The sequence below is a fragment of the Serratia sp. PAMC26656 genome, from assembly GCF_016469055.2.
Lineage (GTDB): Bacteria > Pseudomonadota > Gammaproteobacteria > Enterobacterales > Enterobacteriaceae > Serratia > Serratia plymuthica.
Genome location: NZ_CP150486.1, coordinates 3841048 through 3859122 on the forward strand (window position 1 = coordinate 3841048; position 18075 = coordinate 3859122).

At 57.5% G+C, this 18075-nt stretch carries 11 protein-coding genes; 2 read left to right on the forward strand and 9 right to left on the reverse strand.

All coding sequences use genetic code 11. The features are described from left to right. Positions 1–125 precede the first annotated feature (125 nt). On the reverse strand, positions 126–1418 hold the full coding sequence (menF, locus tag JEM67_RS19120; protein WP_199636214.1) for an isochorismate synthase MenF: 1293 nt from the start codon (positions 1416–1418) through the stop codon (positions 126–128). A gap of 287 nt (positions 1419–1705) precedes the next feature. Here menF and JEM67_RS19125 point away from each other — a divergent pair, with 287 nt between their 5' ends. Beyond that, positions 1706–10345: a GH36-type glycosyl hydrolase domain-containing protein gene (locus tag JEM67_RS19125; protein WP_199636213.1), complete on the forward strand. Its 8640-nt coding sequence runs from the start codon at positions 1706–1708 to the stop codon at positions 10343–10345. Positions 10346–10388: 43 nt separating this feature from the next. Here the strand turns inward: JEM67_RS19125 and elaB are convergent, their stop codons facing one another. From elaB to idnO, 3 genes are all read right to left on the reverse strand, one after another. Continuing rightward, positions 10389–10700 carry a stress response protein ElaB gene (gene elaB / locus JEM67_RS19130; protein ID WP_199636212.1) on the reverse strand — a complete coding sequence of 104 codons (312 nt, stop codon included), beginning with the start codon at positions 10698–10700 and terminating at the stop codon, positions 10389–10391. An 86-nt stretch (positions 10701–10786) separates the two neighbouring features. Beyond that, complete coding sequence (idnD, locus tag JEM67_RS19135) at positions 10787–11818, reverse strand: L-idonate 5-dehydrogenase (RefSeq protein WP_041416261.1); 1032 nt, start codon at positions 11816–11818, stop codon at positions 10787–10789. Positions 11819–11842: 24 nt separating this feature from the next. Continuing rightward, positions 11843–12607 carry a gluconate 5-dehydrogenase gene (gene idnO / locus JEM67_RS19140; protein ID WP_006326794.1) on the reverse strand — a complete coding sequence of 255 codons (765 nt, stop codon included), beginning with the start codon at positions 12605–12607 and terminating at the stop codon, positions 11843–11845. 271 nt (positions 12608–12878) lie between these two features. Between idnO and JEM67_RS19145 the strand changes: the two genes are divergently transcribed. After that, a complete protein-coding gene (locus tag JEM67_RS19145; protein WP_199636211.1) occupies positions 12879–13862 on the forward strand; it encodes a substrate-binding domain-containing protein in 984 nt (327 codons plus the stop codon). Here the strand turns inward: JEM67_RS19145 and JEM67_RS19150 are convergent. The 5 genes from JEM67_RS19150 to JEM67_RS19170 all read right to left on the reverse strand — a co-directional run bounded on the left by JEM67_RS19150 (position 13842) and on the right by JEM67_RS19170 (position 18016). Continuing rightward, a complete protein-coding gene (locus tag JEM67_RS19150) occupies positions 13842–14345 on the reverse strand; it encodes a DUF1097 domain-containing protein (RefSeq protein WP_199636210.1) in 504 nt (167 codons plus the stop codon). The two genes, JEM67_RS19145 and JEM67_RS19150, sit on opposite strands and share 21 nt — an antisense overlap. Before the next feature lie 273 nt (positions 14346–14618). Further along, positions 14619–15863, reverse strand: a complete 1245-nt coding sequence (locus JEM67_RS19155) for an MFS transporter (RefSeq protein ID WP_199636209.1) — start codon at positions 15861–15863, stop codon at positions 14619–14621. A gap of 155 nt (positions 15864–16018) precedes the next feature. Further along, positions 16019–16468, reverse strand: coding sequence for a DUF6789 family protein (locus JEM67_RS19160; RefSeq protein ID WP_233527701.1), 450 nt, complete (start codon positions 16466–16468; stop codon positions 16019–16021). Positions 16469–16553: 85 nt separating this feature from the next. After that, a complete protein-coding gene (locus JEM67_RS19165; protein ID WP_199636207.1) occupies positions 16554–17417 on the reverse strand; it encodes a DMT family transporter in 864 nt (287 codons plus the stop codon). 173 nt (positions 17418–17590) lie between these two features. Continuing rightward, positions 17591–18016, reverse strand: a complete 426-nt coding sequence (locus tag JEM67_RS19170; RefSeq protein ID WP_013813884.1) for a cupin domain-containing protein — start codon at positions 18014–18016, stop codon at positions 17591–17593. Positions 18017–18075: the final 59 nt, after the last annotated feature.

Consider the following 18075-nt stretch of genomic DNA (forward strand, 5'->3'; position numbering starts at 1 on the left):
TATATCCCTGTGACTTTATGGCAGACAATTTATTGATTTAGAACAAAAAATAAACATAAAGATCACGAGCAGTTTACACTCGCCGCCTCTGCCGCTCAATAAATCCGGATAATAAATAGGGAAATTCAGCCCGAATTGGTCGGCTGTAACAAGGTCAGCAATCCGGCGGCCTTGTTTTCGACCTCCTGCCACTCTTCGGCAGCATCGGAACCGGCCACGATACCGGCACCGGCATACAGCCTTAACCCTTTCTCCTCTAACTGTGCACAACGTAGCGCAACGCAAAACTCACTGAGGGAGAAAGAAAGATAGCCGGCCGATCCGGCGTACCAGCCGCGGGAGAAAGGTTCATGTTGCAGAATAAACTCGCGCGCGGCCTGGCGTGGCAGCCCGGCTACCGCCGCCGTCGGTTGCAGCCGCTGCAAGCAATCGGCGTCGTCGCTGCGATTGAGCAGTCCTTCGATACGGCGCCGCAAATGCTGCACCTTACGTAAACGCACCACTTCCGGCGGCAGCACGTCCAGCGAACCGGCGCCCCCTTGCAGACGCTGGCAGATATCGTCCACCACCAGCAGGTTCTCATGCTGGTTTTTAGCGTCGCCCTGCAACCACTGCGCCAGCGCCTGCGCGCGCTGTTGATCCGGATGATTGGCCACGGTGCCCGCCAGCGCTTCGGTCAGCAGTTGCAGGCCATTTCGCCGGTACAGCCTTTCCGGGCTGGAACCGAGAAATGCGGAATGTGCATCAAATCTCAGCATAAAGTGGTAGCATCGGTGATTCACCCTACGGCTGGCGTCCATCATCGCCGGTGCGGACAGCGGGCTATCCAGCGTCAGCAACGTGCTGCGCGCCAATACCACCTTCTCCATCTGTTGCCGATCGATCGCTTTCAGCGCTTCGTGCAACATGATTTCCCACCCGGCACGTTCCGGTTGATGCTGCACCTTACCCACGTCAGCCTTTAAGGGCGCGATTGGCCGTGCAGCCACCACCTTTTCCAACCAGCGACCGGCTGCGTCCGCATCGTCACGCAGCGAGCTTTCAGAAAACAGATTAAGCGTTAGCTGGGTTTCACCTTCGCGACTCAGAATTTCCAGACGTGGCAAGAATAAATGCGCAGCGCCGTCAAAAGCGTTCAGCCCCCATATGCGCGCGCCCTGATACGCCCTGATAAATGCCTGCGCCTCTTGCGCTTGCGTAAACAGACGCAGTGCGCCACAGGCTGCCGCTTCTTCATGGCCGTCGCGATGGTGCCAGTAAAACTGCGGGAATGCCGGCTGCGCTGCCAGCCACTCCAATAAGGTGGCGGCCAGCGATGCGGGCACGGGAAGGGAAAACTGGCGGAAACCGCCCCCAACGGGAAAAGGGGATTCAAGCTGTCGGCGCAATCGCCTCAGCAATCCCGAAAGTTGTTCCACGGCCACCTCAATAACCAAACGTAATGTAGGGAATTATACGGTAAATCAAGGCTGAACGGCGGAAAAATAGCGGCGTTAAGTCAAGGTTCACGCTCAAAAATTGTTTATAAAATCTAAACAATCAGTTCAAAAAACGGCCGACCGGGCATTCTGCGACTATACTGAGAAAGCATGTTCCTGCCTGCTGCGAACCCACGTCAGATCTGCCCGGCGTAAAAAACAGGATGTTCACGATCTCCCGGCGGTTTCACCGGCTGTCCTTTGGGTCAGATGTAAGGAGCTTTTGTGTGAAAGAAATACTAATCAATTGGTTAAAAAAACAACGGAAAACTGCAAAAATAAAACCGTTACCTCTGCGGCGTAATAAAAACGCCCCCGAGACCAACGGAGGCACCATCAAGGCAGAACTGTTTTCTGTCGATCAAATGGAACGCTATGGCCAGCGCCTGGCGCGCTCACACAAGCTGGCGACGCGCAAGACGCCCTATTTTTTGCTGAAACGGTTGGACGAAAACGAACGCATACTGGCGGAAAGCTGCCACCAGTTAAGCAACGGCAAGAAATCCAGCATGACCCCCGCCGGCGAATGGCTGCTCGATAACTACTATCTGATAGAAGAACAAATTCGCGTCGTGCGTCACCATTTGCCGAAAACCTTTGGCCGCGGCCTGCCGCAGTTGGCGGCACCCTATAACTGCCCGCGAATCTATGACGTGGCCGCCGAAGCCATTGCGCACGGCGATGGCCGCTGGGACGCAGAAAGCCTCACGCGGTATATCGCCGCCTATCAAAAAGAAGTCAATCTGACGATGGGCGAGCTCTGGGCGTTGCCCGGCATGCTGCGTCTGGCACTGATCGAGAATCTGCGGCGCGTTAGCGTTGAAGTGGCGCAAGCGCAAAGCGAGCGCAATCTGGCCGACAGCTGGGTGACCAAAATGCTGGAATCGGCAGAAAACGATCCGGCTAACCTGATCGTGGTGATTGCCGACATGGCGCGCTCCAATCCCCCGCGTTCCAGCGCCTTTGTCGCCGAGCTAGTCCGTCGTTTACAGGGCCACGGCACCATGCTGGCGTTGCCGCTCACCTGGGTTGAGCAGCGTTTGGCAGAGGTCAGCCTGAGCTCGGCTGAATTGATCCACCGTTTTAACCAGCAGTTGGCCGTCAGCCAGCTGTCGGTCAGCAACAGTATTTCCGGCCTGCGCCAGCTCAGCGAAATGGACTGGGCCGAGTTTGTCGAAACCATGAGCCAGGTCGATCAAACCCTGCGCGACGATCCGGCGGGGGTTTACCCGTTGATGCACTTCGACACCCGCGACCACTACCGCCACGTGATCGAAATGCTGGCGCGCCACTGCTCGCGCAATGAAGTGCAGGTCGCCCAGCACGTACTGAATATGGCGCGGGTGGCGGCCGAAGATCCGTCCAGCGATCCACGCCGCAACCACGTTGGCTACTACCTGATTGACGATGGTCGACCGGAGCTGGAACAACAGCTTGAGGTTCGGCTCGGGCGCATTACCCGCTTGCGCCATGCATTAAATCAGGCGCCGTTGCTTTCCTGGCTGGGCAGCCTGAGCCTGATCACCACCGCCTGCTGTGCGGAGTTGCTGCGCCACGCCTACAGCACCGGCATCAGTTGGGGGCTGGCGCTGCTGTTCTTCCCGATGGCGGCGGTGGTCAGCCAGTTCGTGCTCAACCTGCTTAGTGAGGTCACCACCCGCAGCCGCACGCCGCAACCTCTGCCGAGGCTCGATTTCTCTTGCGGTATTCCCGCCGAGTTCCGCACCCTGGTGGTGATACCGACGCTGATCGGCAGCAAAAGCGGCGTCGATAAGCTGATCAACGCGCTTGAAGTCTATTATCTGGGCAACGCAATGAAACATCTGCACTTTGCCCTGCTCACCGACTTCAACGATGCGCCGCAAAAGCAGCACGCGGACGATGCCAATCTGCTGGCCTATGCCTGTCAGCAAATGGAAGCGCTTAACGGCCGCTATCCCTGTGAAGGCCCCAGCCACTTTTTCCTGTTTCACCGCGACCGCGAGTGGAATGAAAAACAGGGCATATGGATGGGGCTGGAACGCAAACGCGGCAAGCTGAATGCACTGAACGACTGGCTGCGCAACCGGGGCAACGCTTTTTGCACCCAGGTTGGCGCCGGGTTGGAAGTGCTGAAAAACGTGAAATACGTCATCACTCTCGACAGCGATACCGTATTGCCGCGCGAAAGCGCCCACCAGCTGATCGCCGCCATGGCGCACCCGCTGAATCAACCGCAGTACGACGCGCGTCAACAACGGGTGGTAGAAGGCTACGCCATCCTGCAACCGCGCATGGCGGAGGAAATACCGAGTTACGGCCAGGGCCGCTACGCAGCACTGTGCAGCAGCACGCCGGGCAACGATCCCTATACGTTGATGGCCTCGGACATTTACCAGGATCTGTTTGGCGAAGGATCCTTTATCGGCAAGGGCATCTACGATGTCGACGTGTTCTCGCACAGCCTCAAAGGCACCTGCCCGCCGAATCTGGTGCTGAGCCACGATCTGCTGGAAGGCTGCTACGCTCGCTCCGGCCTGCTGAGCGACGTATTGTTGTACGAACAGTATCCCAGCAACTATCTGGTGGACGTCGCGCGCCGCACACGCTGGATCCGTGGCGATTGGCAACTGCTCAACTGGCTGCTGCCACGGGTAAAAACCGAAGACGGTACACGCACGGCCAACCCATTGAGCACCCTGTCACGCTGGAAGCTGTTCGATAACCTGCGCCGTAGCCTGACGTCGCCCAGTCTGCTGCTGCTGTTTTGCGGTCTTGTCTGGCTGCCGAACACCCGCTATTGGCTGGCGTTCTTCGCCATCATCCTGCTGTTGCCTACCCTGCTGGCACTGGCGCAGGATATTGTCCGCAAACCACCCCGCAGGCCCTTCCTGCAACACCTGCAGTTGGCGATGAACGGTTCGCTGCATCGGCTGGCCCAGGTCGGCCTGCGGCTGGCGACGCTGCCGCATGAAGCGCTGTACAGCCTGAAAGCGATCGCTATTACCCTGTGGCGTTTGCTGATCAGCAAACGCAACCTGCAAGAGTGGACCAGCTACGCTCAATCCAGCGCCCGTCAGCAGGTTACTCTGAAAAACTTTTATCGGGCGATGTGGATCAACCCAGTAGCCGGCGCGGCGTTGCTGCTGTTTAGCTTCCTGCATAACCCGATGGCGTTGTTTATCACGCTGCCCTTCGCCACCCTGTGGTGCCTGGCCCCGTTCCTGCTGTGTTATCTCAGCCACCAACCGCAGCGCAGTAAAACCGCGCTCGACGATGAACAACGCCGTTTTCTGCGTCACACCAGCCGCCAGACCTGGGACTTCTTCAATACCTTCGTTAATCAGCAGGAAAACTGGCTGCCGCCGGATAACTATCAGGAGATACCGGAACCGGTGGTGGCACACCGCACTTCGCCGACCAATATCGGACTGTCGCTGCTGGCCAACCTCACCGCCTATGATTTCGGCTACCTGACGCTCAGCGAAGCGCTGCGACGTACCGAGCTGACACTCAACACGCTGGACCGCATGGAGCACTATCGAGGTCACCTGTACAACTGGTACAACACTCGGACCCTGGAACCGCTGAACCCGCGCTATATCTCCAGTGTAGACAGCGGCAATCTCGCCGGTCACCTGCTGACGCTCAGCGCCGGCCTGCCCGCGCTGGCTCACCAGCCGGTCATCAGCCCGCAATTAGTGCTGGCCGGGCTTGGCGACAGCCTGCAACTGCTGGAACAGCATTGGGGAGACGCCGCCCACAAAAACCTGCCGAAGCTGCGTAACCATTTTGAACAAGCGTTAAACAGCCATCCCACCGCGCTGCAGGCAGAACTGAACGCCATGCGCAACTACAGCAACGGGTTGCAGGAACCGGCGCTGAATCACGACGAAGAAACCAAACGCTGGGCCGGCGCGCTGCATCAGCAACTCAACGAACTCTGCGCGGAATGGGCGCTGTGGTTCGGCTGGCTGAGCGACAGCGTACCCGAGTTGGAGCCGGCGCCAAGCCTGCACTGGCTGGCCAATCCACCGGCGCAGCTGATGCTGTCGGCAGAGCAGCAAAGCCAACTTGACGCCGCCAGCGCACTGGCTCAGGAACGGCTGACGCAGTTGTATAGCCTCCAGCAGCGGCTGGAAAAAATGGCGCAGATGGACTTCAACTTCCTGTATGACGAAGCGACCCATTTCCTGTCCGTCGGCTTTAATTGCGATCAAAACCGCATGGACAGCAGTAAATACGATCTGTTGGCATCGGAAATTCGCCTGACCAACTACGTCGCCATCGCCACTAATCAGGTGCCTCAGCGCAGTTGGTTTGCACTCGGCAGACTGTTTACCGTGATCGAAAATGAGCCGGCGCTGATGTCGTGGAGCGGCTCGATGTTTGAATACCTGATGCCGCAACTGGTGATGCCGGCCTACCCCGACTCCCTGCTGGTGCAAATGTGCCGCGCCGCGGTGGAACGGCAAATCGCCTGGGGCAAGGAGCGCGGCGTGCCCTGGGGCATCTCCGAATCCGGCTATTTTGGCTTCGATGCCGATCAAAACTACCAGTATCACGCCTTTGGCGTACCGGGACTGGGCCTGCGTCGCGGGCTGGGTGACGATATGGTGGTCGCGCCCTACGCGACGGTGATGGCGCTGATTGTCGATCCGGATGCCGCTTGCAGCAACCTCGTCGCGCTGGAAAAAAATGGCGCCAAAGGCCGCTACGGGTTTTACGAGGCGCTGGATTACACCACCGCGCGCCTCAGCCGTGGTCAGCTGTACGTGATCATCCGCTCCTATATGGCGCACCATCAGGGTATGAGCTTCCTTGCCCTGTCCCATCTGCTGCTGGATGCACCTATGGTGGCGCGCTTCGCGAATTACCCCGCCTTCCAGTCGACGCGTCTGTTGCTGCAAGAACGGGTGCCGGATGCGGTTGAGCTGTACAGTACCCGTCGTCACTTCGAAACCCATGAGGGCACCATTACCCCGGCCAGCTTCATTGCGCGTGAGTTCAGCCGGGTGGATTCGCCGATCCCGGAAGTGCAGTTGCTGTCCAATGCCAACTATCACCTGATGCTGACCCAAGCCGGCGGCAGTTACAGCCGCTGGCAAAACCTTGCCCTGACCCGCTGGCGCGAGGACGCGACCTGCGACAACTGGGGGGCCTTCTGTTACCTGCGCGATCCGCAAACCGGCGAAGTGTGGAGCAACACCTGGCAACCGATCGGGGGTGCAGCCAAGGGATACAGCGCGGTGTTCAACGATGCCGGCGCCGAATATCAACGCCGTCAGGGTTTACTGTCGGTCAAAACGCAGGTTGTCGTGTCACCGGAGGACGATATCGAGCTGCGGCGCATCACCCTGGTGAACCGCAGTAAACAGTCCCGCACCATCGAAATCACCAGCTATGCGGAAGTGGTGCTGGCGCCGGCCGGCAACGATCTGGCTCACCCGGCGTTCAGCAATTTGTTCGTTCAGACCGAACTGCTGCCGGATCAAGACGCCATTCTGTGTCACCGCCGCCCGCGCGAGCCAAACGAGAAATGCCCGTGGCTGCTGCATATGATGACGGTACAGGGCCGCTCCAGCCAGACCTCGTTCGAAACCGATCGCGCCAAATTTATCGGCCGCGGACGCACCCCGGCCAACCCGCAGGCGCTGTATCAGAATACGCCGTTGACCAACAGCGCCGGGCCGGTCATCGATCCGATTATCGCTATCCGCCAGCGCGTGGTGCTGGAGCCTAACGTGCCGCTGACGCTGGATATTTTCTACGGTGTTTGCGAAGACCGCGTCAGCAGCCTGGCCATGCTGGAAAAATACCGCGATCGCCATCTGGCGGACCGCGTGTTTGAACTGGCCTGGTCGCACAGCCAGGTGGTACTGCGTCAGTTGAACGCCAATGAGGAAGATGCCAACCTGTTCAATCGCCTGGCGAGCGCAGTGGTGTTCCCGGCACAGGAAATGCGCGCCGCCAGCAGCGAAATCATCCAAAATCGCCGCGGCCAGTCGGGGCTATGGGGGCATTCGATCTCCGGCGATCTGCCGATCGTTCTGTTGACGGTGACCGATGGCGAGAACATCGGGCTGGTGCAACAGCTGATTCAGGCGCACAACTACTGGCGGCTGAAAGGGCTGCCGGTGGATCTGGTGATCCTTAACGAGGACGCCGGCGGCTACCGTCAGGAGCTGCAAAACCAGATAATGGGCCTGATCGCCGCGGGTATGGAATCAACCCAGACCGATAAACCCGGCGGCATTTTCGTGCGTACCAGCGAGCATATGTCACCGGAGGATCACCGCCTGCTGCTCAGCGTGGCGCGTATTTACCTCGACGATCGGCGCGGCGGATTAAATGAACAGCTAAACCAACGGTTGCAACTGCCGCAGATCCAGCAGCAGCCGCTGTCGCCGGTAACCGCTTCGTCGAAACTGGCGACGGTGAACAATCTGCCGCGCAACCTGCATTCGCCGCAGTTGCCCGCCATCGACGCGCTGCAGTTCTATAACGGCCTCGGCGGCTTCTCGGAGGATGGCCGTGAATATGTGATCGCCATGAACGAGAGCAAGATCACCCCTGCGCCCTGGTCAAACGTCATGGCCAACCCGATGTTCGGCTCGGTTGTCTCGGAAAGCGGCCAGGCCTACACCTGGTACGAAAACGCCCACGAATACCGCCTTACGCCTTGGGAGAACGATCCCATCTGCGACCGCAGCGGCGAAGCTTTCTATCTGCGTGACGAAGAGAACGGCCACTTCTGGTCACCCACGCCGCTGCCCACCCGGGGACGCGGCCACTATCTGACACGCCACGGCTTCGGTTACAGCGTGTTCGATCATCGCGAAAGCGGCATTGACAGCCAGTTCACCGTATTAGTCGCTAAAGAGGTGCCGGTGAAACTGTTCCTGCTGACGCTGACCAACACCTCCGGGCGCACGCGCAAGCTATCGGCTACCGGCTACGTGGAGTTTATCCTCGGCGATCTGCGGCAGAAAACGGCCATGCACATCGTCACGCAGGCGGCAACGCCCGAAAGCGGATGCGGCGTCCTGGCCACCAATCACTACGGTGGCAACGGTTCTGAACGCACCGCCTTCTTCGGCGTCTCCGGCGCGCATTGTTCAGTCAGCGGCGATCGGCGCGAATTCATTGGCCGCAACGGCTCGCTGACCAGCCCGGCGGTGCTGAAGCTGCGGCGCTTATCCGGCAAAGTGGGCGCCGGCATGGATCCCTGCGGTGCCGTGCAGTCGGCGATCAGCCTGATCGATGGCGATCAACGCAGCTTTGTGTTCGCCCTCGGCCTGGGGCAAAATGCCGATGAGGCCGAAGCGCTGCTGCAAAAATACCTGCAAGAAGAGGCACTGCAAAATGAGTTGCTGCAGGTGACGGCGCATTGGGACGGCATTCTCAACAAAGTACAAATCAGCACGCCGCAGCCGGCGGTCGATCTGCTGGCCAACGGCTGGCTGCTGTACCAGACCCTCTCCTGTCGCATTCAGGCGCGCAGCGGCTACTACCAATCCGGCGGCGCCTTTGGCTTCCGCGATCAACTGCAGGATACGCTGGCGCTGACCCACGCCGCCCCTGAGCAACTGCGCCAACAGATCCTGCTGTGCGCATCGCGCCAGTTTGTCGAAGGCGACGTGCAGCACTGGTGGCATCCGCCGCAGGGCAATGGCGTTCGCACGCTCTGTTCGGATGATTATCTGTGGTTACCGTTGGCGATTTGCCACTACCTGGACGCCACCGACGATAAAACCATTCTGGAAGAACAGGTCGGCTATCTGGAGGCGCGCAAGCTGACGCCAGGCGAGGAATCGTCCTACGAACAACCGGCGCTGAGCGCGACGCAGGAAACCCTGTATCAGCACGGCGTGCGCGCGTTGAAACACGGGCTGAACTTCGGCGAGCATGGCCTGCCGCTGATGGGGGCCGGAGACTGGAACGACGGCATGAACATGGTCGGCCTGGAGGGGCGCGGCGAAAGCGTGTGGCTGGGCTTCTTCCTGTTCCATATTCTGCAACGTTATGGCGAACTGGCGACCGCCCGCAACGACAAGGAACTGGCGACGCTGTGCCGCCAACAGGCCGCCACCCTGCGCGATAACCTGCGTGACCACGCCTGGGACGGCGAATGGTATCGCCGAGGTTACTTTGACAGCGGGGAACCGCTGGGCTCCCATGAGTCGGCGGAGTGTCGCATCGATGCCATCGCCCAAAGCTGGTCGGTGCTGTCCGGCGCCGGGGATAAACCGCGCAGCCTGCAGGCGATGCAGTCGCTGGATAAACACCTGGTCGATAACCAGGCTGGCCTGATCAAACTGCTGACGCCGCCGTTCGACGGCAACGGCCCAAACCCGGGTTACATTCGCGGCTATCTGCCCGGCGTACGCGAGAACGGCGGCCAATATACCCACGGTGCGGTCTGGGCGGTGATGGCCTTCGCCGAAATGGGCAATATCGAACGCGCCTGGGAACTGATGGCGCTGATTAACCCGATAAACCACAGCCTGGACAGTACCGCCGCCGAACGTTACAAGGTCGAGCCCTATGTGGTCACCGCCGATATCTACGCGGTGGCACCGCATGTCGGCCGCGGCGGCTGGAGTTGGTATACCGGCTCCGCCGGCTGGATGTACCGGTTAATCGTCGAATCCCTGCTGGGGGTGAAACGCCACGGCGATCGGCTGACCGTCAATACCCGGCTGCCTGCAGACTGGCCGCAGGTAACGCTTAACTACCGTGAAGGCGGCAGCGAGTATCGGTTGACGATCCGTCAGGGTCAGGGCGAGGCGCTGGTCACTGTAGACGGTGAAAAACAGCCTGAGGCGGCGATAACGCTGGTTGACGATGGGAAAATCCATCAGGTGGAGGTCACGCTGGGGCAGTAAACTCCGGGGCGCGGCGATTGCCGCGCCCAACTTAAACAGGCCGTTATTTACGCGCCAGCAACAGACCCAGCACCAAACCGACCGTGGCGCCAATGCCCACGCTGTGCCAGGGTTTTTCGCGCACGTAGCCGTCGGTGCGGCAAACGACATCCTTGGCCCGCGCATAGTAGGACTCGGTGGTGTCAGTCAGCCGCGACTTTACCTCACTCAACGCCTGTTCCGCGTGGGCCTTGATATCGATATAGGCCTGATCGGCGCGATCGCCGGAGTATTTCAACACTTCTTCCAGCGTGTCACTCAGCATTCTCAGATCGTCATCCAGCGTGGTTTGATCCGCATCCGTATTTCTCGCCATGTTAAATTCTCCGTGGTTAAAAAATTAAACGGTTCTTAACTATAGACAAGGATCGCCGGTCCACGCCATCAGACTATTGGCTAAAATCAGAACACTAACTGCACCTTGGCTGCCAGGCTCTTGTCACCGGCAAACTCCAGCGCCTGCGCCAGTTGCCGGTTATCGAACTCGGCGGAAAGCAGCGGCAGCGGATCGACTGTCCCTTCGGCCAGCCAGGTCACCGCCAACGAGAATTCCTCAACAAAACGAAACGATCCCAGCAGGTTCAGCTCTTTGGCAATCAGCAGCATCAGCGGGAAATCCGGGAAACTGCCGCCCATGCCCACCTGCACCACCGTCCCTTTGGCGCGGGTGATTTCCAGACAACGCTGTAGAGACGACGGATGGCCGGAAACCTCAAAAGCGATATCAAAATAACCTTTGTCCTGCAGATAAACGCTGAAATCGTCGTCGGCGGCGTGCAAACGGACGTCGGCCCCCATTTCCCCGGCAATATCCAGGCAGCGCGGGCTGAGATCGGCGCAGACAATTTCACCGGCACCCAGCGCCTTCAGCGCTGCTACCAGTAAGCAGCCTATCGGGCCGACGCCGGACACGAACACCTTTTTTCCTTTGACTTCACCGGGCTGCTTCGCAGCGTGGATCGCCACCGCCAAGGGTTCGGCAAACACCATCACCTTTTCGTCGCGATCGGCGCCGAACGCAATGCACTGCGCGCTATCGACCACCTTGTATTGGGTGAAAGCGCCGTCAACATGCGGGAAATACATCGCGCTGCCGAAAAAACGCATTTGAGTACATTGGTTTTGCTGATTCGCCAGACAATATTTGCACTGCCCGCATGGCTTGCTGGGGTTCAGCGCCACTTTCTGGCCCGCTGTCAGCAGCGCCGAATCGCTGGCCACCACTTCGCCGATCACCTCATGGCCAAGCACCATCGGCTGACGCACCTGAAAACTGCCGACCTTACCTTCCTGGTAATAATGCAGATCTGAACCGCAGATTCCGCCACGGGTGATTTTCACCAGCGTGCCGGTTCCCTGATATTCCACCTCTTGCTCCACCACAGCTACGTCATATTTGCCGTTGACCACACAGGACCGGGTTTGAATTTTCATCATGATTTTCCGTTGAACAGGTCGTTATACCGCAGCGGACATGCCGCCATCGACAAACAGCAAATGGCCATTAACAAAGTCCGAAGCTTTGGACGACAAAAACACCGCCGCGCCAATCAGCTCCTGCGGATCGCCCCAGCGTGCGGCCGGTGTGCGTTTGGTCAGCCAGGCAGTAAACTCCGGATTGTCCGCCAGCGCCTGGGTCATTTCGGTTTTGAAATAGCCCGGCGCGATGCCGTTGACCTGAATGTTGTAACGCGCCAGCTCCACGCACATGCCGCGCGTCAGCATTTTCACCGCACCTTTGGAGGCGGCATAGGGCGTAATGGTGTCGCGCCCCAGCTCACTCTGCATCGAGCCGATGTTGATAATTTTGCCGCTTTGGCGCTGCACCATATGGCGCGCCACGGTTTGCGAAACCATAAATACCGCTTTCTGATTGACGGCGATAATGTCGTCCCAGTCTTTTTCCGGGAATTCGGTAAAGGGATGGCGCCGCTGGATACCGGCGTTGTTAATCAGCACATCGATCCCGCCCATTTCCGCCTCAATCTGCTCAATAGCGGCATGAATGGCCTGCGAGTCGGTCACGTCAAAAGGGGCTGCATCGGCACTGAAGCCTTCACGCCGCAGAGCATCCACTGCGCGCTGCGCGTTTTCCCGGCTGGTGGCGTTGACCAGAATGTGTGCGCCGTACTGCGCCAGCCCGCGCGCCAGCAGAAAACCAATGCCCCGTGACGCGCCGGTAATCAGTATTTTTTTATTATCCAGCGAAAATAAGTTGTTCATAAGCTTCCCCGATCCCCGTCATTCAGTTAGAACAGGTGCCTATCTCACCGGATTGCCGCCGGCAAAAACGTGAGTTGTATCACTTAAAATCATGTTACTAAAAGCTGTTACCTTTAACGTGAAGCCGCGCATTCTCACAGGCCAAACACTTGACATATTTCATTGATAAATAGGATTTTTATACTTTATAACGTCGATTGTTATCACCAAATCGATTTGCTAACATGGGGTTATCCGCGATTTCTCCGCCCCACCCTGCTAAGGCCTCAGAATGAAGAACCAACGCGTTACGCTGCAAGATATCGCGCTGCTCGCCGGTGTGACCAAAATGACCGTCAGCCGCTATCTGCGTACGCCGGAAAAGGTGGCGGCCGATACCGCCGCGCGCATCGCCGAAGTGATGAAAGAGGTGAACTTCACCGACACGGATGAAGCGCGTTCGAACCAAAAACCGCGCATCGGCGTGTTAGTTCCCTCCTTCAACAACCAGATCTTTGCCGATCTGCTGGCCGGCATCGAATCCGTCACTCTGGATCAGGGTTATCAAACGCTGGTGGTGAACTATGAGTACAGCCGCGAACGCGAGGAAGAACACATAACCCAGTTACTGGCCTACCCGATCGCCGGGCTGATCCTTACCGATTCGCAGCACACTCTGCGGGCGGAAAAGTACCTGACAGCGGCAAAAATCCCGGTGGCGCAGGTGATGGATCTTGAAGGGCCGGCAGGGCGAATTGCCGTGGGGTTCGATAACTATCAGGCGGGCTATGACATGACCGAAGCGCTGCTTGCCAGCGGTAAGCGCCAGGTGGTCTATTTCGGCGCCATGTCCGATGCGCGCGACTTGAAACGCTTTCAGGGCTATTGCCGGGCGATGGAAAATCAGGGGTTGCCCCCACGCCAGATCACACCGCATAAGGTTTCATCGGTCTCGGTCGGCTCCGATATGCTGGCGATGGCGCGTCGGCTTTATCCTGATCTGGACGGCATACTGTGCACTAACGACGATCTGGCAGTGGGCGTGTTGCAGGAGTGCCTGCGGCTTGGGTTGAAGATCCCGCAGGACATCGCGCTGTCAGGCTTTCACGGTCTGGATATCGGTAAAGCCACCACGCCGGGCATCGCCAGCGTGATTACCCCCCGATTTGATATCGGCAAGGTAGCCACCGAGATCCTGCTAAAACGCATAAAAGGGGTGCCGTGCATTGAGCGCGTTGACCTGCACTACCGCATTTCACTCGGCGGCACTATTTGAATGCGCGGTAGCCACGTCAGGCATTTTCGCCTTACCGTTGCGCGCCGCCAGCCACAGCCCGCTGTTTTTCATCGCGTAACCAAACACCAGCCCCACCAATAAAGACGCTGTCACCAGCGGCCAGTCGCCCCCGCCGGCAAAGGTAGCGCAAGCGCCGATAAAGGTACCGGGCACGAACCCCAACCACTGCTGTTTGGCCTGAATGCACATCAGGAAGGCCACTATGCCGGTCAGCAGGTAGCCGAGCATGCTCCAACCCGGCGCCAGTTCGCTGCCGTGAATGATCGCCATCGCCCAAAACACCCCGCTACAGCTGGTCAGCGTGCTAATCAACAATCCTTTCAGCCCACCCTGCGGACAGGCGAAATAGGCGGTGCAACCGAGAAAGCCGGCCCAGCCGATCAGTCCCAGACTGACGGCAACCCATCCCCAGACGCCGGACAGAATCCCGGTAGTGACAGCAATGGCGAAAATAACGTTCATAAATCGACCCGGCAGAAAAGAAAGCGCGCAGTGTACTCGAAAACCGGTGAATTTATGTGACAAGAATCACAAAAAATATGTAATAGGAGAAATGTAAATTACAGACTTGTGGAATTTGTCACAAAAAAAACCAGCGTGGCAAGCACGCTGGAAATGACACACAACAACACCAGGGAAATCGTTCACCACATTGCGTGGCTAAAGTATTCTTTCTTATACCCTATGAATATCAAGTTGCAGCCAACCACACGGCGGCTTCACAAGCGGCGGGTATCAGCGCGGGAAGCCCGCGCGGGTCACCATGAAGCTCAGAATCAAGCACACCAGGGTACTGACCACAAATAACAGGTTGACCGCCAGGTGCAGGCTGGCATGGTCGATCACTACCCCCAGCAGGATGGGTACCCAGTTGGCGATATAAGCAATAACGTAAAACAGTGAAATTAGTCTTGCATGGCTGGCCTTCGGTGAAATCAGATTCACCAGCGTGGCGCTGCCGACAAAAATGGCGCCGTAAGCATAACCGGCAATCACCATCCCTGCGGCTGCCAAGCCCAGCGAGTGGATCTGGATCGCCTCGGTAAACACCACCACCGACAACGCCTGCGCCAGGCAACCAAACATCAGAGAGTGCCGCGCATTAATGCGGCGACTGAGGATCTGGCTAATGCCGGCAATCACCAGGTACACGGCAATCACATAACCGTAAACGCCACGGCTGTGCATGCCCAACAACTTTTCCGATACGCTCGGGCCAATCGCAAGAATACTGGCAGCGACCGCCCAACAGATGAACAACGCACCGGCGCACAAGAAAAACTTGCCGCCCGTGGCGCGCAGGCCGTCCGCCAACGAACTCTTTTCCGGCACGGCGTTTGCCACCGGCTCCCCGCTTACCGGCACAACCACCACTTCACCCGGCCATTTCAGCATCACACCCAGCGCGGCTACTGCCGCCACCGCCATGATGATAATGAAGGGCAATGACGTAGTATGGAATCCGGTTTGCAGCGCCACACCGCTGAAAATCGGCCCCAATGCCAAGCCGAGAGTAAACGACAACGTAGCGATCAGCGCCGCATTCTTACCGCCGTCTTTCGGCCCAAAACGCACCAGCGCAATATTGGCCGCCCCGGTTAGCGCACCGGTCCCAATCCCGGCCAGCAACCGTGCCATAAACATCATCAAAAACGAATCGGCCATCGAAAACAACAGCGCGCCGGCTAAAACCACCAGCAGCGCCGGCACAATCATGCTGCGCAGATCTTTCACTTTGCCGGCCATATTGCCGACGCCAAACAGTGAAATCAGCACCCCTGCCGCATAAGCGCCATAAATAATTGTCAGACTGACCGAGCTTAAACCCAATTCATGTTGATAAAGCGGATAAAGCGGCGTCGGCGCACTGCTATTAAGCAATGCAGACATTAATGCCAGCGCTAAAAAAAGCAGAATGGCAAAATGCGACGTGCCCGAATTCGTTTTAGCTGCTTGATTAACAGCGACACCTTCAGACATTTTTCTCTCCCGAAACAAGCTGGATAAACATTCTGTCCTGAAAACCAAACTCAATCAGGAAACGCGTTCATCATACCGTTTGGGTATAAGAGCAAAAATAGCCAAGAATGCATCACAGTGATTCATTAATGCATGAACAGGGCAAATATGATCGTTTAATGCAACACGCGAACGGGCTGCCGGCGCGGCCAAATACCGCAAATACCCAAGGCCAAACCATATACGGCATGGTTGACCAGACTGGCCACCAGTAGACCTATGCCGTTAGTGGCGCTGCCGAAAAACCCCAATCCAACTGAGGGATAAATTAAACATAACGATATAAGCGAACAAATCAGGCCATAAATAACGGCCCGGCACAGGGCACCGCTGCGCGGATGATAAACGGAAAAAACAAAATAATAAAAAAGAAGTGCCAGGACGATACCGGCAAAATAATGCGCACCGTAGCCCAATAATAATGCGTGCGGCACAGGGGGAATATCGCCAGGCCGCAGGAACAGGAATTGCCCATGCCGCCATTGATTGGCTAAATTGCCGATAAAAACCAGGTTCAGCTTACTGATAACCCCGGCGGACGCGGCAATAAAATTGACCAGGTCCATGGCGACGGTCGCCGCAATGCCATACAGTCCATAACGTGCCAGTTCCCTGGCTGGGCTTACATCCAATGGTCTCTCTCCTTTGTGGTTAAACTGCCGCAGCCTTCGAGGCTTTCGCCGGGCTGCGTTTCAAAATGGCCAATGCGCCGGAAAGAATAATCAACGCCATGCCGGCTGCAGCAATGTAAGACAGCTTTTCGCCAAACAGCAGATAACCGAGCAGCGTGGAAAAAATGATGGTGCTGTAGGACAGGATGCTGACAATCACCGCATTGCCGCTACCGTAAGCGCGGGTCATGGTGATTTGCCCCAAACTGCCAAATACGCCGATAGCGCCTACACACAGCATCATGGCGCTGTCCAGGGCCGTAAAGCCCATCACCGCAGTCATCACACAGCCAATCACCGTACCCACCAGCGAGAAATAGAACACCACCCGCAGCTCCGGCTCACCACTGCGCACCAGTTTACCGACATTGAAATAGGCCAACGCAGTCAGCAGACCGGACAAGAGGCCAATCAGAGTAGCGACATACTCGCCATTCGGCGTGTCCGGACGCAGCAACACCAGTATGCCGATAAACCCCAACAGCACGGAAAACAGCAGTTTACCGGTCAATTGGCCTTTGGAGGTAACGAAGGCGATCGCCGACTGAAAGATCGGATTGGTGTAACCCAGCGTGGTGGCGGTGGCGATCGGTAGGTGGATCAGCGAATAAAAGCCGCAATACATCGCCGCATTGCCGATAGCGGCGCGTTTCATATGCAAACCGAGGTGCTGCGTGCGGAAACCGAGATTTTTAACCTTAATCAGCGCGGCGACGATCAGTACGTTAATAAAAGAACGATAAAAAATAATATCGAAAAAGCCGACTTTGGCCGAAGCCAGTTTAACACTGGCCCCCATCAGCGCGAAAAACCCGCTGGCGACGACCATCCACAAAGCAACCATGATTTCCTCGGAATACGACCCAAACGGGTGGCAAAAATGATCTATACCCTGTACGGACAGGCTGCCCCAGAGTGGGCCAGTGCCTCCGTATGCTGCACCCGTATCAAACGGGGCGAACATATTCGCCCCCTACGGGCAGTGCAGTCAACAACGCCGCAGCTTGAAAGACACTATTATTCGGCGGTTTTCACCGTCAGTGGTTTGTTGTCAGCACAAGCGAAGAACACCAGCATCTCCGCCCCTTTATCGCCAGAAACGCCCTGATGAACGATATCTACCGTGTCGGTAAAGGAATCCCCTTGCTTAAAGGTGTGCTTCAAGCCGGTTTTTTTTACCGTGAGAGAAACGCTGCCGCCGGTCATATACACCGCACTGATGCACGGGTGGATATGCCAGGCAAGCACCTTATTCGGCTCCACCGTCACTTTCAACAGGGTGATCTGTGGGGCGCCGGCCGGATACTGCCCGTACGGCGTGCCCTCCCACGAGGTTTCGGTTTTCAGCAAGGTTTCTTTGCTGATCCCTTCGCCGTGATCTTCAGCAGCCTGCGCGCTCCCCTGAAATGCCATCGTTAATGCCAGAAGTATCAATTTATACATTGTTATCGCTCCATGACCCTGTGAATAAGAACAGAAATGGCGTGATACAAAGGATAATT